Origin of the sequence: Nocardia sp. NPDC057272, from assembly GCF_042668615.1 — a bacterium.
Lineage (GTDB): Bacteria > Actinomycetota > Actinomycetes > Mycobacteriales > Mycobacteriaceae > Nocardia.
The window spans coordinates 66,912-88,163 of record NZ_JBHUYK010000010.1 but is presented as its reverse complement, the minus strand read 5'-3'; the positions used below and the strand labels follow the sequence as shown (position 1 = coordinate 88,163).

19 protein-coding genes are annotated in these 21,252 nt (G+C 68.3%); 7 read left to right on the top strand and 12 right to left on the bottom strand.

The window, feature by feature from the left end; genetic code table 11:
* Position 1 precedes the first annotated feature (1 nt).
* The 9 genes from ACFULV_RS16260 to hrcA form a co-directional block, all read right to left on the bottom strand.
* A complete protein-coding gene (locus tag ACFULV_RS16260; protein ID WP_378657259.1) occupies positions 2–2,842 on the bottom strand; it encodes an ABC transporter substrate-binding protein in 2,841 nt (946 codons plus the stop codon).
* 90 nt (positions 2,843–2,932) lie between these two features.
* Positions 2,933–3,844, bottom strand: a complete 912-nt coding sequence (era, locus tag ACFULV_RS16255; RefSeq protein WP_378637515.1) for a GTPase Era — start codon at positions 3,842–3,844, stop codon at positions 2,933–2,935.
* Positions 3,837–4,172 (bottom strand): cytidine deaminase, encoded by a 336-nt coding sequence (locus ACFULV_RS16250; protein WP_378637513.1) that lies wholly within the window; start codon positions 4,170–4,172, stop codon positions 3,837–3,839. The genes era and ACFULV_RS16250 overlap by 8 nt, the downstream gene beginning before the upstream one ends.
* Positions 4,165–5,535, bottom strand: coding sequence for a hemolysin family protein (locus ACFULV_RS16245; RefSeq protein WP_378657256.1), 1,371 nt, complete (start codon positions 5,533–5,535; stop codon positions 4,165–4,167). Before ACFULV_RS16245 ends, ACFULV_RS16250 begins: the two co-directional genes overlap by 8 nt.
* On the bottom strand, positions 5,532–6,080 hold the full coding sequence (gene ybeY, locus ACFULV_RS16240; protein ID WP_364410399.1) for an rRNA maturation RNase YbeY: 549 nt from the start codon (positions 6,078–6,080) through the stop codon (positions 5,532–5,534). Before ybeY ends, ACFULV_RS16245 begins: the two co-directional genes overlap by 4 nt.
* Positions 6,081–6,206: 126 nt before the next feature.
* The gene (locus ACFULV_RS16235; RefSeq protein WP_378637749.1) at positions 6,207–7,271 is read right to left on the bottom strand and encodes a PhoH family protein; all 1,065 of its coding nucleotides are present in this window, start codon (positions 7,269–7,271) and stop codon (positions 6,207–6,209) included.
* 192 nt (positions 7,272–7,463) lie between these two features.
* A complete protein-coding gene (locus tag ACFULV_RS16230; protein WP_378657253.1) occupies positions 7,464–8,204 on the bottom strand; it encodes a 16S rRNA (uracil(1498)-N(3))-methyltransferase in 741 nt (246 codons plus the stop codon).
* Positions 8,205–8,208: 4 nt separating this feature from the next.
* On the bottom strand, positions 8,209–9,363 hold the full coding sequence (gene dnaJ, locus ACFULV_RS16225) for a molecular chaperone DnaJ (RefSeq protein WP_378637506.1): 1,155 nt from the start codon (positions 9,361–9,363) through the stop codon (positions 8,209–8,211).
* Positions 9,364–9,493: 130 nt separating this feature from the next.
* Positions 9,494–10,528: a heat-inducible transcriptional repressor HrcA gene (gene hrcA, locus ACFULV_RS16220; protein ID WP_378637503.1), complete on the bottom strand. Its 1,035-nt coding sequence runs from the start codon at positions 10,526–10,528 to the stop codon at positions 9,494–9,496.
* Positions 10,529–10,885: 357 nt separating this feature from the next.
* On the opposite strand from hrcA, the gene ACFULV_RS16215 reads away from it, so the two are divergent.
* Positions 10,886–11,299, top strand: coding sequence for a hypothetical protein (locus tag ACFULV_RS16215; protein ID WP_378637500.1), 414 nt, complete (start codon positions 10,886–10,888; stop codon positions 11,297–11,299).
* The gene (locus ACFULV_RS16210) at positions 11,296–12,744 is read left to right on the top strand and encodes a hypothetical protein (RefSeq protein WP_378657250.1); all 1,449 of its coding nucleotides are present in this window, start codon (positions 11,296–11,298) and stop codon (positions 12,742–12,744) included. The genes ACFULV_RS16215 and ACFULV_RS16210 overlap by 4 nt, the downstream gene beginning before the upstream one ends.
* A 66-nt stretch (positions 12,745–12,810) precedes the next feature.
* Here the strand turns inward: ACFULV_RS16210 and ACFULV_RS16205 are convergent, their stop codons facing one another.
* From ACFULV_RS16205 to ACFULV_RS16195, 3 genes are all read right to left on the bottom strand, one after another.
* A complete protein-coding gene (locus ACFULV_RS16205; protein WP_067456243.1) occupies positions 12,811–13,053 on the bottom strand; it encodes a hypothetical protein in 243 nt (80 codons plus the stop codon).
* A 277-nt stretch (positions 13,054–13,330) separates the two neighbouring features.
* The gene (gene hemW / locus ACFULV_RS16200; protein ID WP_378637495.1) at positions 13,331–14,551 is read right to left on the bottom strand and encodes a radical SAM family heme chaperone HemW; all 1,221 of its coding nucleotides are present in this window, start codon (positions 14,549–14,551) and stop codon (positions 13,331–13,333) included.
* Positions 14,552–14,602: 51 nt separating this feature from the next.
* Entirely contained in the window at positions 14,603–15,031 is a 429-nt protein-coding gene (locus ACFULV_RS16195) for an SgcJ/EcaC family oxidoreductase (protein ID WP_378657247.1), read from the bottom strand.
* A gap of 436 nt (positions 15,032–15,467) precedes the next feature.
* Here ACFULV_RS16195 and ACFULV_RS16190 point away from each other — a divergent pair, with 436 nt between their 5' ends.
* From ACFULV_RS16190 to ACFULV_RS16170, 5 genes are read left to right on the top strand one after another with little or no spacing between them, the layout of a single operon-like run.
* Positions 15,468–17,252 carry a nitrite/sulfite reductase gene (locus ACFULV_RS16190; protein WP_378657245.1) on the top strand — a complete coding sequence of 595 codons (1,785 nt, stop codon included), beginning with the start codon at positions 15,468–15,470 and terminating at the stop codon, positions 17,250–17,252.
* A 20-nt stretch (positions 17,253–17,272) separates the two neighbouring features.
* Complete coding sequence (locus ACFULV_RS16185) at positions 17,273–17,992, top strand: phosphoadenylyl-sulfate reductase (RefSeq protein ID WP_378657243.1); 720 nt, start codon at positions 17,273–17,275, stop codon at positions 17,990–17,992.
* Positions 17,971–18,948, top strand: a complete 978-nt coding sequence (gene cysD, locus ACFULV_RS16180; protein ID WP_266298608.1) for a sulfate adenylyltransferase subunit CysD — start codon at positions 17,971–17,973, stop codon at positions 18,946–18,948. The genes ACFULV_RS16185 and cysD overlap by 22 nt, the downstream gene beginning before the upstream one ends.
* Entirely contained in the window at positions 18,948–20,243 is a 1,296-nt protein-coding gene (locus tag ACFULV_RS16175; RefSeq protein ID WP_378657241.1) for a sulfate adenylyltransferase subunit 1, read from the top strand. The genes cysD and ACFULV_RS16175 overlap by 1 nt, the downstream gene beginning before the upstream one ends.
* Complete coding sequence (locus ACFULV_RS16170) at positions 20,243–21,100, top strand: sirohydrochlorin chelatase (protein WP_378657238.1); 858 nt, start codon at positions 20,243–20,245, stop codon at positions 21,098–21,100. Before ACFULV_RS16175 ends, ACFULV_RS16170 begins: the two co-directional genes overlap by 1 nt.
* Positions 21,101–21,252 lie beyond the last annotated feature (152 nt).

Here is a 21,252-nt window from a genome sequence, read left to right as displayed (position 1 = left end):
CCTATCGGCCCGGTTCCGTCCACCCTTCGAGGTCGCTCTTCGTACCCGACGGACAGCCGTCCTGGCCGGTCTGCCGGGGAAACATCATCAGGCAGCGCTGGGGTCCCGCGCCGCCGACCGCGGTGGTGACCAGGACGGCGATCGACGAGCCGTCGGCGACGCGGCTGGTCGAGAAGCCGAGAGTGCCGGTGACGCCGCGATAGTCGGACTCGCGCAGCTGGACCGCGATGGCGGTTCGGTTCGGCGGGAGGTCGGCCAGTACGCCACGGCTGTTGCGCACCGCCTGAACGAACAGGCCGCTCACGTCGAAGGCCAGACCGGTACGGTCACCCGCCCAGGTGGGCCGGTAGTCGGTGAGGTCGGGATAGCCACGAAGGTCTCCGATCAACCCCGCCAGTTCGGTACACAGCTGCTCGTGTTCGAACGGCACCGGCTGGTCGCCGAGCTTGCCGATGCCGCTGACGCAATCGGCGCCGCCCAGCATGACCGGCGATGCCTTGGACACGTAGCGCACGGTGAGGTTGGCCGGGAGCGCGGCGGTGGCTTTCGGATCGGTGATCAGCCTGGTCACCGCGTCGTTGCCGAGGATCGCCGGGCCCGCGCCACTGAGGCAGCCGCGACTCACCGATTTGGCGAAGGTCGGGAAGTCGTCGTTGCGGCCGGCGAAGAACAGCAGGGTGCGGCGGTCGAATCCGGCGGTCTCGCACGGTGCGGGAAAGCGGTAGAGCTGCTGCTGTTCGCGCCAGCTCATGCTCTGTTGCGCCACACCGCGTTTGGCGAGCTCCTTCTGCAGATCCTCGACCAGGGTGGTCACGTACAGATCACCGGCGGCCTCGGGGTGATAGATCGCCACCTTGTCGTAGCGGGGTGTGCCGTTGAGGTCACGAGCGCCCTGCACATAGTCGGCGACCAGACGCGCCTGGACGGTATTGCTCGGTGCCGCTTGGAAATACAGCGGCGATGCCTGCTCCAGACCATCGGCGGACAGGGTCGTGGCCACCGCGGGCACACCGAGTTCACCGAGACGCGTGATGGCCTTGCGGGTCTCGTCGTTGCTGCGATCGATTCCCACCACGCCGAGCACGCTGGGATCGTCGGCCACGAGCTCGCGCAGCGGATTGTCGACCACCCACCCGGCCTGGCGCATATCGGAGCCGCCGTTGGCGATGATGATGCGCAGCAACGGTTCCGATTCATCGGAGGCCAGCAACGCGCGACGCTGCTGCACCGCCAGTCCGGCCAGCTCCTCGACCTGGGCGTGCGGGTAGCGCACATTGGTGTCGACGTAGCTGAGGCCGGCGAAGTACACCAGCGAGATCAGAGGTCTGTTCGGATTGTTCTCGCGCGCGTCGGCCGCGGCGACATTGAGCCGGAACACTTCTCGCTGCATCGCTGACAGCTCGGGGTCATCGGCGAAGGTCTGGCGGGGGTTGTCGCTGTAACCGACGCATTCACCGTCGCGCAAACTCACCGAGACACCGTCGGTCCACGGCCAGTGCGAACATTCGGCGCCGCGCAGCGGTGGGAAGTAGACCAGCGTCGCGGCCACGGCCAGCACGATCGGGATCAGCACGCACAGACCGACGAACCAGCTGCGCGCGGCGAGTGGCGGCGCGGGCGGCAGTGCGAGACCGCGGAATCGGGCATCGCTGACGCGCGGGGTCGTGTCGGGCGGCAGGATCGCGCGCAACGGGAGGAACCAGGCGTCGGCCTGACGATGGGTGCGGCGGTTGTCGATCTCGCGCACCCACTCCTGCAGCGGATCGGGCGGCTGCGGGGTCGGCGCGTCGGCGAGACTTTCCAGGGTGCGCAGCGGGCGGAGGTCGCTGATGTGCGAGAGCTCGCCGACCTCACGACTCGGCCCTTCGTCGCGCAGCGCCACCACGACCAGCGGATCGAAAAGGCCGGTCTCGTTCCGGATTTCGTTGATCCAGGTGAGGATGCGCGCGCCGTCGCTGCCCTCGGCCAGACCACCGAGCAACGCCACCGGATAGGCGGTGCGCCGCCAGCTCGACGGGCGCCAGATGCGGCGCCGGTAAGCGTCGCGCAGGTCCTCGAGAAACGCGTGTACGAGGAGCTTGGCAACCTGCTCCTCGTTCTCGTCGACCCGATGTGACGCGGTGAGCCGGGAGGCGAAACCGAGAAAGCTGCCCGACAATTCAGGCGCCAGGTAGCGCTGGTGCAGAAACCACCGCGTCACCTTCGACATGCCGGGAATGCGCCCCGACACCCACAGCCACAACCGCAGCACCGGCCATAGCGCCAGCACACCGAAGACCACGCGCGAAATCGTGTCGCCCGCAACACCTTCGGCGGTGTCGGAACGGCTCGTCGGCGAACCGCTACGCAGCAGTTTGGGCAGTCTGCGACGCAGCTCGTCGGGTGCCTCGGATTCGTCGGAGGTCACCCGCTGGCGAGTCAGCCAGTCGGCGGTGCGGTAGCGCGGGAACTTGATCGCGCCCATCGCGGTGTCGTCGGCGGCGAAACCCGCCACCAGCTGCTGGACGATCGGCAGGCAGTGGCCGGGGATCTCCTGATCATTGGCGTGCGGGCCCGCGTCGATCGCGTTGAGGTCGGGGGTGAGCAACGTACGCGGCAAGTCGGGCGCGTGCAGGTCGATCTTGGCGCGCGGCGTAGCCCGCCTGCCCCCGGATTCGCTGAGCCAACTGTAGATTTCGCCGACCAGCGCGGTGTGCCCGGCAACGCCGACGACTTCGATGATCGGGCGGGGCAGCGCGCGCCGCCCGTGGACCAATGTGCGCAGCACGCGCGGGCGGGCATCGGGAATCTCGAGCGCCCGCAGCAGCTCCAGCAGCTTGCCGACATCATTGGCATCGGGCACTTCCACGGCCTCCCCGGACGATCAGCGAAGCACGCCGAACGAACCGGCGTGTTCGCCGAACGATACCCCGAACCGCCGACAGTCAAACGGTCAAAAGCCCAGCTTCCCCAGCTGTTTCGGATCGCGCTGCCAATCCTTGGCGACCTTCACGTGCAGGTTCAGGTAGATGCGGGTGCCCAGAATGTGCTCGATCTGCTTGCGGGCATTGGTGCCGACCTCCTTGAGGCGGGCGCCGTTCTTACCGATGATGATCGCCTTCTGACTCGGCCGTTCGACGTACAGCAGGGCATGCACTTCGAGCATGTCCTCATTCGCCTCGTACGGCTCGATGTCCTCGATCACCACGGCCAGCGAGTGCGGCAGTTCGTCGCGCACGCCTTCCAGGGCGGCCTCGCGGATCAGCTCGGCCATGAGGGTTTCCTCCGGCTCGTCGGTGATCTCACCGTCGGGATAGAACGCCGGGCCCTCTTGCATCTGCGAGGCGATCACGTCGACGAGCACCTCGACCTGCTCTCCCTTCACGGCCGAGACCGGAACGACCTCGGCTTCGGGGCCGAGCAGCTTCGACAGCGCCATCAGCTGGTGGGCGATCTCGTCGCGACCCACCTTGTCGATCTTGGTGACCACGCCGAGGATCTTGGTCTTGGGCGCCATCATCCTGATCTGCTCGACGATCCAGCGGTCACCGGGGCCGATCTTCTCGTCGGCCGGGATGCACAACGCGATCAGGTCGACCTCGGAATAGGTATCGCGGACCAGATCGTTGAGACGCTGGCCGAGCAGGGTGCGCGGACGGTGCAGGCCGGGGGTGTCGACCAGGATCAGCTGGGCGTTCTCGCGGTGCACGATGCCGCGGATGGTGTGGCGGGTGGTCTGCGGGCGCGAGGACGTGATCGCGATCTTGGTGCCGACCAGTGCGTTGGTGAGCGTCGACTTGCCGGTGTTGGGGCGGCCGACGAAACAGACGAAGCCGGAACGGAATTCCTTGCCGGACTCAGCCACCGTGCACCTCGCTCAGCACGGCGCCGGTGCGATCGGTGCGGATGACCGCAGCCGACGGCGAGACCTCGCGCACGGCGTCGATGCCCGCGTCCTCGGCGTCACCCCCGACGACGACCGCCGCCTCGAAGCCCTCGGCGCCGCTCGAGATCGCGGCGGCCACGGCGGCCTGCAGCGCGGTCAGGCGCAGCGCGGTCAGCCCGACCTCGCCCGCGGCGTAGGTGCGGCCGTCGGTGTCGCGCACCGCGGCGCCGCTCGCACCCCCGGTGCGGCCCAGCGCGCCACGCGCCAGTACCAGCAGTTTGTTGTCCTCTGCGTTCAGTTCACTCATGGTGTTCTCCGTTGTCGTCGGGCACGCGCACCGGATCGGTGTCGGCGGTTGCCTCGTCGGTCGTGCCCTTGCGGGGCTTGTCGGTCTTCTTCTCCGGCTTGTCGGCCTTGTCCGCGGCCCGGCGCACCAGCACGGTGTTGACCCGCATCCGCCCGCGCGCGTCGGCACCACCCTCGCCGCGCAGCACGAGCCCGTAAACGGTCACCTTGGAGCCGGGCAGCGGGACGCGGCCCAGCTCGTGAGCGAGCAGCCCGCCCACCGTGTCCACGTCGTCGTCCTCGATGTCGAGGCCGTACAGCTCCCCCAGGTCTTCCACCGACAGCCGCGACGAGACGCGGTAGCGCCCGTCGCCGAGGTCCTCCACGGGCGGGGTCTCGTCGGTGTCGTATTCGTCGGCGATCTCACCAACGATCTCCTCGAGCACGTCCTCGATGGTCACCAGTCCCGCGATACCGCCGTACTCGTCGACCAGCAGCGCCATGTGATTGCGGCGTCGCTGCATCTCGTCGAGCAGTTCGTCGAGCGGCTTGGAATCGGGGACGAAGTTCGCGGGCCGCATGACATCGCCCACCGACACCTTGCGGGCGCGATCGGCGTAGGGCACAAGGTCTTTCAGGTAGACCACGCCGCGGATATCGTCGACGTTCTCGCCGATCACCGGAATCCGGGAATGGCCCGATCGCACCGCCAGTGACATCGCCTGGGCGGCGGTCTTGTCGTCCTCGATCCACACCATCTCGGTGCGCGGCACCATCACCGCGCGAGCCGGAGTGTCGCCGAGTTCGAAGACCGACTGGATCATCCGGCGTTCGTCGTCGGCCACCACGCCGCGCTCGCGGGCCATGTCGACCACCTCGCGCAGCTCGATCTCGGAAGCGAAGGGGCCGTTGCGAAATCCCTTACCGGGGGTGATCGCGTTGCCGAGCAGAATCAGCAGGCGGCTGACCGGGCTGAGCACCGCGCCGATGATCTGCAGCGGCACGGCGGCGGCCAACGCGATCGAATAGGCGTGCTGGCGGCCGAGAGTACGCGGGCCGACGCCGATCACGACGTAGGAGACAACGACCATCAGCGCGGCGGTGACCAGCAGCGCCGTACTCTCGTTCCACAGGTCGAGCGTCGCCGCCGCCAGCAGCACCGTGGCAGTGATCTCGCACAGAATACGCAGCAGGACAACGAGATTCACATAGCGCGGACGGTCGTCGACGATCTTGCGCAGTCGCGCGGCGCCGGGGCGCTCCTCGCGGACCATGTCGTCGAGCCTGGCCCGTGACACCGTGTTCAGTGCCGAGTCCACGCCCGCGAACACCCCGCCGATACCGATCAACACGATCGCCAGCGGGATCAGGGTCAGTGCTGTCACGCGGGGCCTTCACCGGGTGCGGTGAAACCTGCCTTGCCGAGTAGACGGTCGTCACGCTCGGCCAGCTCGGCGCGGCGCTGTTCCTCGCGCAGGCTCACGTACCACTCCTCGAGCAGCTGGGCCTGCAACGCGAACATCTCCTTCTCCTCCTCCGGCTCGGCATGGTCGTAGCCGAGCAGGTGGAGCACGCCGTGCACGGTGAGCAGGGCCAGCTCGTGATCGAGCGAATGGTCTGCCTTCTGCGCCTGACCCATCGCGAACTCCGGGCACAGCACGATGTCACCGAGCATGGACGGGCCGGGCTCCGGGCTGTCGGGACGACCGCCGGGCTCGAGCTCGTCCATCGGGAACGACATCACGTCGGTGGGACCGGGCAGGTCCATCCAGCGCACGTGCAGGTCGGCCATGGTGTCGAGATCGACGAGCACCATCGACAGTTCGGCGGCAGGATGGACGTCCATCCGGCCGATCACGAAGCGTGCGACGCTGACCAGGTCTTCTTCGGGAACGTCCATGCCCGATTCGTTGGCGATCTCGATGCTCACCTGTTCAGGGTACGGTGCTGGCCCGACGCCGCCGGGAGCGGCATCGGGCCAGCTCGATCGTGTCCCGCCCCGATTCTGGACTGACCAGAGGGTGCGACCCCGGTCGGCACATGGGCCCTGAGCACGTCAGCGCCGGTCGCTGCGACCTGCGGCCCTGCGCTGGGCGCGATTGCCCGGGTAGTGCGGGCCCGGCACCGCGCGGGTCTCGGATTCGAAGCGGTCGTAGGCGTCGACGATGTCGGAGACCAGCCGGTGACGGACCACGTCGGCGCTGGTGAGCTCCGAGAAGTGGATGTCATCGATATCGGTGAGGATCTCCGCGGCCGCTCGCAGGCCCGAGCGCTGCCCGTTGGGCAGGTCGACCTGCGAGATGTCACCGGTGACCACCATCCGCGAACCGAAGCCGAGGCGGGTGAGGAACATCTTCATCTGCTCGGCCGTGGTGTTCTGCGCCTCGTCGAGAATGATGAACGAATCGTTGAGGCTGCGACCACGCATGTACGCCAGCGGCGCGACCTCGATGACACCGGACGCCATCAGCTTGGGAATGGCTTCGGGGTCCATCATGTCGTGCAGGGCGTCGTAGAGCGGGCGCAGGTACGGGTCGATCTTGTCGTTGAGGGTGCCCGGCAGGAAGCCGAGCCGCTCGCCCGCCTCGACCGCGGGCCTGGTCAGGATGATGCGGGTGACCTGCTTGGACTGCAGGGCCTGCACCGCCTTGGCCATGGCCAGGTAGGTCTTGCCGGTGCCCGCGGGGCCGATGCCGAACACGATGGTGTTGTCATCGATCGCGTCGACATAGCGCTTCTGGTTCAGCGTCTTGGGGCGGATGATCTTGCCCCGCCGCGACAGGATGTCCAGGCTCAGCACCTCGGCGGGCGATTCGGACACGCCCTCGTCGGTGAGCATCGAGATGGTGTGGCGAACCGCCTCGGGCGTGATCACCCGGTTGCGGCCGGTCAGCGCCACGAGCTGCTCGATGACCCGCTCGGCCAGCGCCACATCGCCCGCCTTGCCGGTGATGGTGACGGTGTTGCCGCGGACATGGATGTCGGCCGGGAGGAGTTTCTCCAGCTGCCGCAGGTTCTGGTCGGCCGAGCCGAGGAAACCGAAAACCGACTCCGGGGCGAGCTCGATGCTGGAACGCACGGTCCGCGCGGCGGGACCAGCATTGTTACCGCCTGCGCCGATGTCTGATACGGGATTGCCGATCTCGCCTGAGTTCTTCAAAAGTGGCTACAGCCTGCTTCCGGTTTCGACCTGGTGTTCGATGAGATCAGTTTACCGCCGGGCACTGACACCGCACAGTGGTTAAAAATGTGCCCGTGGTATGCCGTTCGCGACCACGTCGGAATACCCGATTCCGGACGGCCCACTCCTGCCTCACCAGCGTGAGGTCAGCGCCCCCAGCGCACCGAGCGCGACGGCCGCCGCGGTGGAGGTGCGCAGGACGGTCGGGCCGAGGAGCACGATGTCGGCTCCCGCCTCCGCGAGCGCGGCCAGCTCGGCATCGTCGAGGCCGCCTTCGGGGCCGACGATCAGCACCACTTCGCTCGCCTCGGCCAGCGGCAGTTCGGTGAATCTGCCCGCGCCGGATTCGTGCAGGGCCGCGACGATCGCGCCGTCCGCCTTGGCTTTTCGCACCAGTTCCACCAGGTCGCGGGTGCGGTGCAGGCCGGCGATCTCGGGAATGTAGGCGCGACGGGATTGGCGGGCCGCGGATTTCGCCGCCGCACGCCACTTCTCGATGCCCTTGGCGGCCTTGGCTTCCCAGTTCGCGACGCAGCGTGCGGCCTGCCACGGGACGATCAGGTCCGCGCCGGCCTCGGTCATCAATTCGACGGCCAGCTCGGAGCGATCCGACTTGGGCAGCGCCTGCACCACGGTCACCGCCGGGGTGGGCGGCGCGGCGATCCGACGGTCACGGACCGCCAGTTCGAGCCGGTCCTTCTGGGCCGCAACGACTTCCGAGTCGGCCAGCACACCGTGCCCATCGGACAGGGTGATCGGTTCGCCGACCTTGATCCGGCGCACGGTCGCGGCATGGCGGCCTTCGGGGCCGTCCAGCACCGCGACAGCGCCCGGCTCGGGGACCTCGTCGAGATAGAAGACCGTCGCGGCCACGGGCTCAGCGCCCGCTGAACGACGCGCGCAGCCGGGCGAACAGACCGCTGTTGTGCTCGGACTGGGTCGACATCACCTCGGCGCGATCCTTGTCCCGCATGCCCTTGAACTTGCGCAGCAGATCGGTCTGCCTGCCGTCGAGCTTGTTCGGCACGACGATGTCGAGGTGGGCGAGCAGGTCACCGCGCGCACCCGAACGCAGGCGCGGCATGCCGTGCGCCCGCAGCTGGATGACCTCGCCGGGCTGGGTGCCCGCCGCGATGGTGAGTTCGGTGGGGCCGTCGAGGATGGTGTCGACGACCACGGTGGTCCCGAGGATCGCGTCGACCATCGGCACCCGGACGGTGCAGTGCAGGTCGTCGCCGTCGCGCACGAAGGTGTCGTGCGGCTGCTCGACGACCTCGACGTAGAGGTCACCGGCATGGCCGCCACCGGGGCCCACCTCGCCCTGCGCCGCCAGGCGAACCCGCATGCCGCTGGCGACACCGGCCGGGATGGGCGCGGCGATCTCGCGACGGGCGCGCACGCGGCCGTCGCCACCGCACTTGTTGCAGGGGTCGGGGATGGTCTCGCCCGCGCCACGGCAGGTGGGGCAGGGCCGCGAGGTGAGCACCTGGCCGAGGAACGAGCGCTGCACCGACTGCACCTCGCCCGCGCCGTCGCAGGTCTCACAGCGCACCGGCTTGGAGTTGCCGTTGGTGCCCGAGCCCACGCAGACATCGCAAAGGATCGCGGTGTCGACGGTCAGATGCTTGGTGACGCCGACCGCGCATTCGGCCAGGCTCAGCCGGGTGCGGATCAGCGAGTCGGCGCCGGGCTGCACGCGGCCGCGCGGCTTGCGCTGGCCACCGCCCTGGCCGCTCATCCCGCCGAAGAACGCCTCGAAGACGTCGCCGAGGCCGCCGAAGCCCGCACCGTTGAATCCTGCTCCGCCGCCGCCGTTTTCGAGCGGGTCACCGCCGAGGTCGACGATCCGGCGCTTCTCGGGGTCGGTCAGCACCTCGTAGGCGGTGGAGACTTCCTTGAAGCGGGCCTGCGCGCCCTCGTCTGGGTTCACATCGGGGTGCAGTTCGCGGGCCAGCTTGCGGTAAGCGCGCTTGAGCTCCTGGTCGGTGGCGTTCTTGCCGACGCCGAGCAGTCCGTAGTAATCCCGTGCCACGTGAGTTCTCTAGTCCTTGGTCGGTGTGGGCCGGCCGAGCGCCGGGCGCATCCTTTAGTCGAATCCACTCAACTTTACCGGCCGAAGTATCGACCCTAACAGTCCGGTTGTCGTGGATCCCGAGCTGGCTTCACCTTTCGGCGAGCACCTCGCCGATGTAGCGGGCAACCGTCGCGACGGATGCCATGGTGCCGGGGTAGTCCATGCGGGTCGGGCCGAGCACACCCATACCGCCCAGCACGGCGCCCGCCGCACCGTAGCCGGTGGAGACGACGGAGGTGCCGCGCATCTGCTCGACCTGGGTCTCCTCGCCGATCTGCACCATCACCTGGCCCGGCTGCTGGGCCGCGGCGAGCAATTTGAGCACGATGACCTGTTCTTCCAGGGCTTCCAGCACAGTGCGCAGGGAGCCGGGGAAGCCGAAATCGGCGACATTGCGGGTGAGATTGGCCGTGCCGCCGAGGACCAGGCGTTCTTCGGGGTGCTCGACCAGCGTCTCCACCAGGACGGTCGAGACCCGGACCAGCACGTCGCGGATCTTGGCCGGTGCGCGCTCCGGCACACCGGCCACCGACGCGCTGGCCACCGACAGCAGCTTGCCGTCCATGGCCCCGCCGAGCAGGCCGCGCACGGCGGCCAGGTCCTCGTCGGAGATCACCGCGCCCAGGTCGACGATGCGCTGGTCGACGCGGCCGGTGTCGGTGATCACCACGAGTAACAGCCGGGCCGGGTTGAGCGCGACGACCTCGATGTGGCGCACGATCGAGGCCGAGACGGTGGGGTACTGCACCACAGCGACCTGGCGCGTGAGCTGGGCCAGCAGGCGCACGCCGCGACGCAAGACGTCGTCGAGGTCGACCCCGGATTCGAGGAATTCCATGATCGCCCGGCGTTCGGCGCCCGAGAGCGGTTTCACCTCGGCGATCCGGTCGACGAACTCGCGGTAGCCCTTGTCGGTGGGAATACGGCCCGAGCTCGTGTGCGGCTGGGTGATGTAACCCTCGGCCTCCAGCACCGCCATGTCGTTGCGGATGGTGGCGCTGGAAACGCCGAGGTGGTGCCGTTCCACGAGGGACTTTGAACCGATCGGTTCCTTGGTGGCGACGTAGTCCGCGACGATCGCTCGCAGGACCTCGAAACGTCGATCCTCGGTACTCGACGCCATCGACCCCACCTTCCTCGCTCGTGCCTGGTACATCACGCCTACCCGTGCTGCGTTCGCACAGGGTCGCACGCCGACGCTCGCAGCGTCTTGTTGTCCAGTCTAATTGTCTTGTCGCCGATCCCTGGATCGCACGGCGGTCCGGCATCGAACCGTCATGCGGGAATCTCCGGCTTCGGGGGCGGTGTTCGCCCTGTCGGCTCGGTCGAGCCCCGCGCCAGGGTTGTCCACAGGCCCGAGTTATCCACAGTTGCGGTTTCGAGGGTTGTCGGGCTCGAGCGCCGGGCGTAGATTTCGGGACTGAATCAGGGGGTCTACCAGCTGTTTTCAGCTGACTACAGAGTGCACGGGAGGGGAACTGTGGTGTATCCGGGTGGGGTCGGCGAAGCGGGGCAAGTCGGTTCGAGCGCGGTCGCGGTGCGGCCGGCGGAGTTCGCCCGGATCGACGGTGCGTGTGTGGAATTTCTGCGGGCAATCGCACGGATACGGGCACTTGCCGTGGAAATCGGCGATCAGGAGCGCTGGGGGCTGGGCGAGGGAGACGCGCGGTTGGTGTCCGGGCGCACATTGGTCGCGCGATTGCGTTCCGTCGCGGCGGCGAACGAGAACAGCGTCACTGCCGTATTGGACGCGCATTCACAGATCGTGGACGACATTCGGCAATCTTTCCGGGCTGCGCGCGATCTGATGGTAGTTGCCGACGAAGAGTGGGCTGATCGACTTCGGTTGTCGGAAACCTCTGCGGGACAACATATTTCTTCGGTGTCAGCGTGACAGGCCCCGAGCCGAGCGGCATTCGTAGCGAGAACACATATCCGGACTATTCGAGCGACGCCACGAAATCGGGTGTTCCCGGCGGCGGGGAGAACACGCATTCTTGGCGACATCGGGAGATCGTCGCGGCATTCGGGGCGCTCGAGGTGACCGACGCGTTGGCGCAAGCCGACAGGTTCGAGCAGATCGCGCGGTGGTGGGACGAGGGTCTACGCGCATTCCGGCACGCAGTGGATGGGTCGCTGGCGTCGGCTTGGTCGGGCGCGGGTGCCGCCGCGGCCGGATCCGCGATCGACGACTACGTCGCACGAGCGCACGACCTGACTGCCGCGCTGGAGGATTTGCCGGGCGTGATTCGAGCGGCTGCCGAGGCGATCGTGGCGACCAAGTACGCGGTCGGGTCACCGGTTGCCGAGGAAATCGGCGCCACGGCGTGGTCGGCGAGTGGGGCCGTACACGCCATGGGCTCAGCATCGGCGCACGGTGCGGCTTCGGCCGCGGAGGAGGATGCGCGAGCGGCGATGCGGCAGCGATACGTGTTGCCGTTCGCGGAGTTGGTCGCTCGCATTCCGGTGCTGCCCATGCCACTTCGGTCGTTCGACTCCGGCGAGCCGAGCGATCGGCAATTACTGATCGGCACCGTGGGGCAATCGCGAGACGAGCGGCGCGCGCTGTCGCCGGTCGAGGTTTCCGCCGGTAGCGGCCAGAACTTGTCCGCCGCGTCCGAGGAGAGTTCAGCCGTGCACGCAGCGATCGGCGACTCGGAGAAGGTGGGGCGCGATGGTCGCGGCACGGGAGTTCCGATCGACGGTCAAGACCTGCTCGACGGCAGATCGGTGGAATCCGGTGACCGCACGGCACGCCCAGGCAGCGCTACGGCGGTGACCTCGGCTTCGTCTGGTGCCACCGGCGCGGCAGCGCCGAGCGGTACGGCTGCGTTGACGACACCTGTCGGCGCGGGGTTGCGCACAGCGCCCGCGGGGGCTTCTGCGGCGGCTGTCGACCCCGGGGTGATCTCCGCGGGCCGCACTCCCGCTGCCGGCCCAGCGGCTGGGCGCATGGGGCCGAGCGGCAGCACGAGCGGAGGCGGTGACCGGATATGGGGTGGGGCACCGCGGTACCGACCGCCCGGCCGGCACGACGCGTCGAGGGCGGGTATCGGGCAGAGCGTTCCAGGATCGACGGGCCCGGCCATCGGCGTCGACCCGCCGTCGGGGCACGCCACAGCCAGGTCGGTCGATCGCTACTTCCATTGCGGAGGAGGACCGCCGGCGGCGCCCGCGCCGGGCATCGACGCCGTGCGCGGACTGCCGGAGTACTTGATCACGCTCGCGAACACCGCGGAACTACTCGGTGCGCCACGACCGGCGATAGCCGGTGGGGTGATCGGTGGTGGCGATGACTACTCGCCGGTCGAGCAGCGCTCGACGACGACTCGGGGCTGACGGCGATGTCAGCGCGTCGACGAAGGCGTCGGCAGTGGCCGCCCGAGCCGGGCGGCCGGTGCCGGATCAGACTCGGGCAGCAGCGCCGCAGCGAGCGGCGGAGTCGGGGGCGCCGACCTGCTTGCCCGCGAGGGCGTCGAGACCCAACATCGCCAGCAGCGACGTGCAATCTTCGGCGTCGTTCGAGTGCGAAGCGACCGTCCGCGCGGCGACCGCGCATTGACGAGCGTTCTCCGCCTTCTCAGCGGAGCGCGCTTCAGCGAATTCGCTCTGCTCGTGGACGAGGGTGATGTGCCGTTCGGTGGACATATAACTCCCTAGGATCGAGCCGAAGCCTACGCCCCTAATCGTTATCTTCCACCCCGAACCCACCGAACATACTCTTAGAGCACCCCGCTGTTCCGGGCCTCTCACCAGGTGTGCATTGGTGGATTACACCAGGATGACCGGGCAATCTTTGGATGCGATCCCAAGCCCGGGAAATCTCGAAATTCAGATCACGATGACATCACCACTCGCGCGATTCTCCGACTGGTTCAGCAGCCCGTCGATCAGCCGAGAATGGCTCCCGCGACCCCTGAAGTGGTCAGGTGAGGAGGTCGCGGACGATGCCGTCGGCGAGGAGGCGGCCACGGTCGGTGAGGACCAGGTTGTCGCCGGTGACGCGGGCCAGGCCGTCGGCCAGGATGCGGTCGAGGGCCGAGCTTGCCGAGGGGGCTAGATCCGCGAGCGGCAGGCCGGTGCGGAGGCGGACGGTGAGCATGAGGTGTTCGGTGTAGCGCTCGTCGTCGGTGAGGGCCTCCCAGCCTGCGGCGGGGAGACCGCCGAGGGCCACGCGGTCGGCGTAGCGGGCGGGGTGCTTGACGTTCCACCAGCGAACGCCGCCGACATGGCTGTGCGCGCCGGGGCCGGCGCCGAGCCAGTCACCACCGTCCCAGTAGCCCAGGTTGTGCTGACAGCGGGCGGCATCGCTCGCGGCCCAATTGGAGACCTCGTACCAGGTCAGACCGGCGTCGGCGAGGCGGGCATCGATGCGTTCGTAGCGGGCGGCGAGGACATCGTCGTCGGGTGCGGGCAGTTCACCACGGCGGACCTTGCGTGCCAGCGCGGTTCCGTCCTCGACGATCAGGGAGTAGGCGGAGACATGATCGACACCGGCGGCCAGCACCGCGTCCAGACTCAGATCCAGATCGGCATCGGTCTCGCCCGGGGTGCCGTAGATCAGATCGAGGTTCACGTGATCGAACCCGGCCGCGCGCGCCTCTTTCGCCGCGGCGACCGCGCGGCCCGGCGTGTGCGTGCGGTCGAGCACTTTCAGCACGTGCTGTGCGGCGGACTGCATGCCGAGCGAGATCCGGGTGTAGCCCGCCGCGCGGAGCCGATCGAAGAACTCGGGCGAGGTGGATTCCGGGTTGGATTCGGTGGTCACCTCGGCGTCGGCGGCCAGGGTGAAGTTGGCCCGCACGGCATCGAGAACCGATGCCAGCCCGTCACCACCGAGCAGCGACGGTGTCCCGCCGCCGACGAAGATCGTCGACACCGCGGGCGTCGCGCTCGGCAGGGCACCGAACTCGGCCGCGGCGGTCGCGAGCTCGCCGCGCAACGCCTCCAGCCACGACTGCGGCGACGCCGAAGTACCGAGCTCCCCCGCCGTATAGGTGTTGAAGTCGCAGTACCCGCAACGCGTGGCACAGAACGGCACGTGCACGTACACCCCGAACGCGCCGCTTCCGAAATCGCGCAGCACCGGCCGATCGGCATCGGCCGGTGTCACGCCGGGAACCCCGGAAGCAGCGCTGGTAGTCACCCCTCCAGTCTGCCGGGCCCTGGTAGCGCGCCCCGCCCGGCCCCTCGCACGTCAGTCCGTCACGACGGGCGTGTTCTGGTTGGCGGTGAGCACCCAGGCGCCGTCTTCCTTGGTCATCACGTACATCGGCGTGCCCTGCCCGGACAACTCGCCGTCGAGAGTGAAGTAGCTCTGGCGGATCTTGACGGCGGCGACATCGGGCCGCAGGAACAGCACGTGCTCGACCTCGTAGGTCGCGGTGCCGTGGGTCGTGGCCCCTGGCAGCACCTGCGCCGTGAACTCGGCGATGGCCGGGCGCCCGAACAGCCGCTTGCCGTGACCGGTGGTCCAGATGGCGTCCTCCCTGAAGACAGCGACGAACTCCTCGGCCAGTTCGTTGGCCTGGGCGTGCGCGATGGTGTCGACGACGGCGCGGATGGCAGCGAGTTCGGTAGCGAGATCGGCAGGGGTCTGACCGGCGGCGGTGGCGTCATTGCTCATGGCACTACTGTGCAACCTCGAGTGCGATCCAGGTCAACCGCGCTGTGCGGCACCGCACACCTGCCCGCGCGGGCGTATCACAGGCCGGTTCCGGACGGCGGGCTATGACCCCCGTCACAGAACAGGACGGCCGTCCAGGGAATTTCCCCCAAAAGTGCGGGAAATATCTCCTTGCGGTCGGAACGACCAGGCTGACGTGGCACAATAGGCACATGCACGCAACTGGAGTACGACTCGTGGCCCGTCGCCACGTCGACTTCCAGCGTGTCTGCAGCGCCTGTTGTCGGCCCGGTTTCCACCGGTAGCGCAGCGGCGTCCACGCCCGGGTATCCCCCGGTGCCTTCGACTTTCATCGGCCCGCTGACTCCCCTGACGCGAGCCAGCCCCTCGCGCCTTCAGCACGGATGTCCCAACACCCCCGCAGGAGCGACCACCCATGACGTCGAGCACCGACGCCGGTTCGACCGAACAGTCGACGGCGCAGGCCCGCACTGAGCGTTCAGCTGCCCAGCGCCCGGCCCGCCCGAGCACCGATGCCCCGGTCGCACCGCGCGCCCGCACCGGCAAGCCGGTCCGCCGCCGGTCCGAAGGCCAGTGGGCCCTCGGCTACCGCGAGCCGCTGAACCCGAACGAGCAGTCCAAGAAGGACGACAACCCGCTCAACGTGCGTTCGCGCATCGAGAACATCTACGCCAAGGGCGGCTTCGACTCGATCGACAAAGCCGACCTGCGTGGCCGTTTCCGCTGGTGGGGTCTCTACACCCAGCGTGAAGAGGGCTACGACGGCACCTTCACCGACGACGACAACATCGACCTGCTCGAAGCCAAGTACTTCATGATGCGGGTGCGGTGCGACGGCGGTGCGCTCTCCGCCGCCCAGCTGCGCACGGTCGGCCAGATCTCCACCGAGTTCGGCCGCGACACCGCCGACCTGTCCGACCGCGAGAACGTCCAGTACCACTGGATCGAGGTCGAGAACGTCCCGGAGATCTGGCGCCGGCTCGAGTCGGTCGGGCTGCACACCACCGAGGCGTGCGGCGACTGCCCGCGCGTGGTGCTCGGTTCGCCGCTCGCCGGCGAGTCGCTCGACGAGATCATCGACCCCACCTGGGCGATCGACGAGATCGTCAAGCGCTACATCGGGAAGAAGGAGTACTCGAACCTTCCCCGCAAGTTCAAGACCGCGATCTCGGGCCAGCAGGACGTGGTGCACGAGATCAACGACATCGCCTTCGTCGGTGTGAACCACCCCGAGCACGGCCCCGGCCTCGATCTCTGGGTCGGCGGCGGCCTGTCCACCAACCCGATGCTGGCTCAGCGCGTCGGCGCTTTCGTGCCCCTCGAAGAGGTCCCCGATGTGTGGGAAGCGGTCGTCTCGCTCTACCGCGACTACGGCTACCGCCGCCTGCGCACCAAGGCCCGCCTGAAGTTCCTGATCAAGGACTGGGGCATCGAGAAGTTCCGTCAGGTGCTCGAGGACGAGTACCTCAAGCGCAAGCTCATCGACGGTCCCGCACCCGCGCAGCCGGCCAAGCCCATCGACCACGTCGGTGTCCAGAAGCTGCGCAACGGCCTGAACTCCGTCGGCTTCTCCCCCATCGCCGGTCGCGTCTCGGGCACCATCCTGAGCAAGGTCGCCGACGCCGCCGAGAAGTACGGCTCGGATCGCATCCGCTTCACCCCGTACCAGAAGCTGATCGTCCTCGACATCCCCGACGACCAGGTCGACGCGCTGATCGACGAACTCGAACCGCTCGGCCTGCAGGCCCGCCCCTCGGTCTGGCGTCGAAACCTCCTCGCCTGCAGTGGCATCGAGTTCTGCAAGCTGTCCTTCGTCGAGACCCGCAAGCGCTCGCAGGTGCTCGCACCCGAACTCGAGCAGCGCCTGGCCGACATCAACGCCGAACTCGACGTGCCGATCACCATCAACATCAACGGCTGCCCGAACTCGTGCGGCCGGTCCCAGATCGCCGACATCGGCTTCAAGGGCCAGCTCGTCGACGACGGCACCGGGAATCAGGTGGAGGGTTTCCAGGTTCATCTCGGTGGCAGCCTCGGCCTGGACAGCGCGTTCGGCCGGAAGTTGCGTCAGCACAAGGTGACCAGCGTCGAGCTCGGTGACTACATCGATCGCGTCGTCCGCAACTTCGTCAAGAACCGGGAATCCGGGGAACGCTTCGCGGTGTGGGCTGTGCGCGCCGACGAGGCCGACCTCCGATAGTCGATGAGGAGATCCCCACTGTGACCACGAATCTCGCGGCCAAACTGTCCGAGGCCGAATTGCGCGCGCTCGCCGAGCAGGGTGCGGCCGAGCTGGGCCCCGATGCCTCGCCCGCCGACCTGATCGCCTGGACCGACAAGGTCTTCGGCAACGGCTACATCGTCGCCTCGAACATGCAGGACGGTGTGCTGGTCCACCTGGCCGCGCAGACCCGTCCCGGTGTGGACGTGCTGTTCCTCGACACCGGCTACCACTTCGCCGAGACCATCGGCACCCGCGACGCGGTCGAGGCCGTGTACGGGGTGAACGTGGTGAACGTGCGCCCCGAGGCGAGCGTCGCAGAGCAGGACGAACTGCTCGGCAAGGATCTGTTCGCCCGTGACGCCGCCGAATGCTGCCGGCTGCGCAAGGTGGTCCCGCTGAAGAAGTCGCTGAGCGGCTACAACGCGTGGATCACCGGCATCCGCCGCGTCGAGGCGCCCACCCGCGCCAACGCGCCGCTGATCTCGTTCGACGAAGCCTTCGGCCTGGTGAAGATCAACCCGATCGCACCGTGGTCCGACGACGAGATGCAGGCCTACATCGAGGCCAACGGCATTCTCGTCAATCCCCTGGTGGAGGAGGGTTACCCGTCCATCGGCTGCGCGCCGTGCACGCGCAAGCCCGAGCCGGGGTCCGATCCGCGCAGCGGCCGCTGGGCCGGTATCGCCAAGACCGAATGCGGATTGCACCAATCATGACCATCACCACCACCGGGAGTGAGCCTGTGAGTACCAACACCACCGAACGCGAACTCGGCCTCACCGAGTTCGACACCCTCGCGGCGCTGGAATCCGAGGCGATCCACATCTTCCGTGAGGTCGCGGGCGAGTTCGAGCGTCCCGTGATCCTGTTCTCCGGCGGCAAGGACTCCACCGTCCTGCTGCACCTGGCGCTCAAGGCCTTCTGGCCCGCGCCGCTGCCGTTCACACTGCTGCACGTGGACACCGGCCACAACCTCGACGAGGTGCTCGAATTCCGCGACAAGGTGGTCGAGCGCTACGGTCTGCGCCTGCACGTGGCCTCGGTCGAGGAGTACCTGGCCGACGGCCGCCTGACCGAGCGTCCCGACGGCATCCGTAACCCGCTGCAGACCGTGCCGCTGCTCGACGCCATCACCGAGCACCGCTTCGACGCGGTCTTCGGCGGCGGTCGTCGCGACGAGGAGCGCTCGCGCGCCAAGGAGCGGATCTTCTCGCTGCGCAACGCCTTCGGGCAGTGGGATCCGAAGCGTCAGCGCCCCGAGCTGTGGAACCTCTACAACGGCAAGCACGCGCCGGGTGAGCACGTGCGGGTGTTCCCGCTGAGCAACTGGACCGAGCTCGACATCTGGCGCTACATCGCCCGCGAGGACATCGACCTGGCGTCGATCTACTACGCGCACGAACGTCCGGTGTACTCCCGCGACGGCATGTGGATGACCCCCGGCGTGTGGGGCGGCCCGAACGAGAACGAGGTCCTCGAGACCCGTTCGGTGCGCTACCGCACCGTCGGCGACGGTTCCACCACCGGCGCCATCATCTCCGACGCCGCCGACAACCAGGCCATCCTGGCCGAGGTCGCGGCGTCACGACTTACTGAGCGTGGCGCCACTCGCGGCGACGACCGTGTCTCGGAAGCCGCCATGGAAGACCGCAAGCGAGAGGGTTATTTCTGATGTCCGACCTATTGAGGCTGGCCACCGCCGGTTCTGTCGACGATGGCAAGTCCACGCTGGTCGGACGGCTGCTCTACGACACGAAGTCCGTGCTGGCCGATCAGATCGACGCGGTCACCCGCGCATCGGTCGACCGTGGACTGTCCACGCCGGACCTGTCGCTGCTCGTCGACGGCTTGCGCGCCGAGCGTGAGCAGGGCATCACCATCGACGTGGCGTACCGCTACTTCGCCACGCCCAAGCGGTCTTTCGTGCTGGCCGATACGCCGGGGCACGTGCAGTACACCCGCAACACGGTGTCGGGCGCGTCCACCGCGCAGCTGGTGATCCTGCTGACCGACGCGCGCAAGGGCGTCATCGAGCAGACCCGTCGCCATGCGGCCGTGCTGGCACTGCTCGGTGTGCCGCGTCTGGTGCTCGCGGTGAACAAGATCGACCTCGTCGACAATCCGGCCGAGGTGTTCGCCGAGATCTCCGCCGAGTTCAACGAGCTCACCTCGAAGCTGGGCTGGGCTTCCGAGGACGTCATCGAGATCCCGGTCTCGGCGCTGCACGGCGACAATATCGCCAGCCGCTCCGAGAACACCCCGTACTACAACGGCCCGTCGCTGATCGAGCACCTCGAGTCCGTTCCGGTGGACGCTGATTCGACCGGCACGCACGCGCTGGGTCTGCGTTTCCCGGTGCAGTACGTGATCCGTCCGCGCACCGCCGAATACCCCGACTACCGGGGTTACGCGGGTCAGATCGCGGCCGGTTCGGTGTCGCCCGGCGACGAGATCGTGGTGCTGCCCTCGGGTAAGAAGACCACCGTCGAGCGCATCGACACCCCGGACGGCGAACTGGCCGTCGCGCAGGTCGGGCGCAGCGTGACGCTGATCCTGGCCGACGAGGTCGACATCTCGCGCGGCGACATCATCGCCTCGGTGCACGACGCGCCGGAGTCGATCGACACCTTCGACGCGACTGTGTGCTGGCTCGGTGACAAGGGTCTGCGTCCCGGCGCCCGGCTGCTGCTCAAGCACGGCGCCAAGACCACCCAGGCCATCGTCGGCGCGCTTGTGGAGCGGTTCGACGAGCAGACGCTCACCGCACAGCCCAGCCCGGAGTCGCTGGAGCTCAACGACATCGGTCGCGTCTCGCTGCGCTTGGCCGAGCCGATCCCGGCCGACGACTACCGCACCAACCGGCACACCGGGTCGTTCCTGCTGATCGACCCCGCCGGTGGCAACACGCTCGCGGCCGGCCTGGTCGGCGACGTGCTGACCTCGGTCGAGGTCGGTACCGCGGTCTGATGTATCGCCTGCCCGCTCCGCCGCGTGGTGCCGTTCCGGTGCCGCGCGGCGCAGGCGGGCCCGCGTTGATCGCGGTTGCCCACGGCAGCCGCGATCCGCGTTCGGCGGCGACCATGGCGGCCGTGGTCGCCGACGTTGCCGCTGCCCGGCCCGACATCCCGGTCCGGCTGGCTTTTCTGGATCTCAGCACGCCCACGGTGGACGAGGTGGTCGACGACCTCGCCGCCCAGGGCCACACCGACGTGATCGTCGTTCCGCTCCTGCTGGGCAACGCTTTTCACGCGCGCGTCGACCTTCCGGCGCTACTGGCCGAGGCCGGCCGCCGTCATTCCCGGCTGCAACTCACCCAAACAGCGGTACTCGGCCCCGATCCACTGCTCATCGCGGCGGTGGCCGACCGAGTCGCACTCTCGTGCCGTCTTCCCCTGTTCCCCGCCCTGGTCACACCGTTGGTCCCCGCTGTTCCCGGTGCGTTCGCTGCCGCAACCGATCCGTTGCGTGATACTCCGGTCGGAATCGCCGTCGCCGCTGTCGGTTCGCGCGATGCCGCGGCCAATCGGCGGACCGCGGTGGTGGCTCGACGACTGGCCGCCGTGACCGGCTGCCCTACTGAAATGTGCTTCGCGACAGTCGAACCCGGTATCGAGCGTGCCGTGGATCAGCTGCGGGCGCGCGGAGCCGAACGCATCGTCGTCGCGCCGTGGTTTCTGGCGCCGGGGCTGCTCACCGACCGGCTGGTCGCGGCCGCGCCCGAGGTCGTGCATGCCGATGTCATCGGAGCGCACTCCGCGCTGGTCGACGTGATCTGGGCTCGATACGACACTGCCGTCGCCACCGAGCTCGTACTCTCCGCCTGAGCCCAGCGGATCCGGGCCGCTTGGTCGCGCCCCCGAACGGGTAGCCCGTCGCACTGCCCTCGATTCAGCGCGAGCCCACTCCGCCCGGTTCGGGACGTGAACGCGAGGTTCGCGCTGCCCACATCCGCACCCGCGACAATCCTCGCCTTCAC

Excerpts from the sequence above, each read along its gene's own strand:
- ACFULV_RS16250 (WP_378637513.1), bottom strand. The coding sequence starts at position 4,172 with ATGAGTGAACTGAACGCAGAGGACAACAAACTGCTGGTACTGGCGCGT.
- hrcA (WP_378637503.1), bottom strand. The coding sequence starts at position 10,528 with ATGGCGTCGAGTACCGAGGATCGACGTTTCGAGGTCCTGCGAGCGATC.
- ACFULV_RS16205 (WP_067456243.1), bottom strand. The coding sequence starts at position 13,053 with ATGTCCACCGAACGGCACATCACCCTCGTCCACGAGCAGAGCGAATTC.
- ACFULV_RS16195 (WP_378657247.1), bottom strand. The coding sequence starts at position 15,031 with ATGAGCAATGACGCCACCGCCGCCGGTCAGACCCCTGCCGATCTCGCT.
- ACFULV_RS16190 (WP_378657245.1), top strand. The coding sequence starts at position 15,468 with ATGACGTCGAGCACCGACGCCGGTTCGACCGAACAGTCGACGGCGCAG.
- cysD (WP_266298608.1), top strand. The coding sequence starts at position 17,971 with ATGCGGATTGCACCAATCATGACCATCACCACCACCGGGAGTGAGCCT.
- ACFULV_RS16175 (WP_378657241.1), top strand. The coding sequence starts at position 18,948 with ATGTCCGACCTATTGAGGCTGGCCACCGCCGGTTCTGTCGACGATGGC.
- ACFULV_RS16170 (WP_378657238.1), top strand. The coding sequence starts at position 20,243 with ATGTATCGCCTGCCCGCTCCGCCGCGTGGTGCCGTTCCGGTGCCGCGC.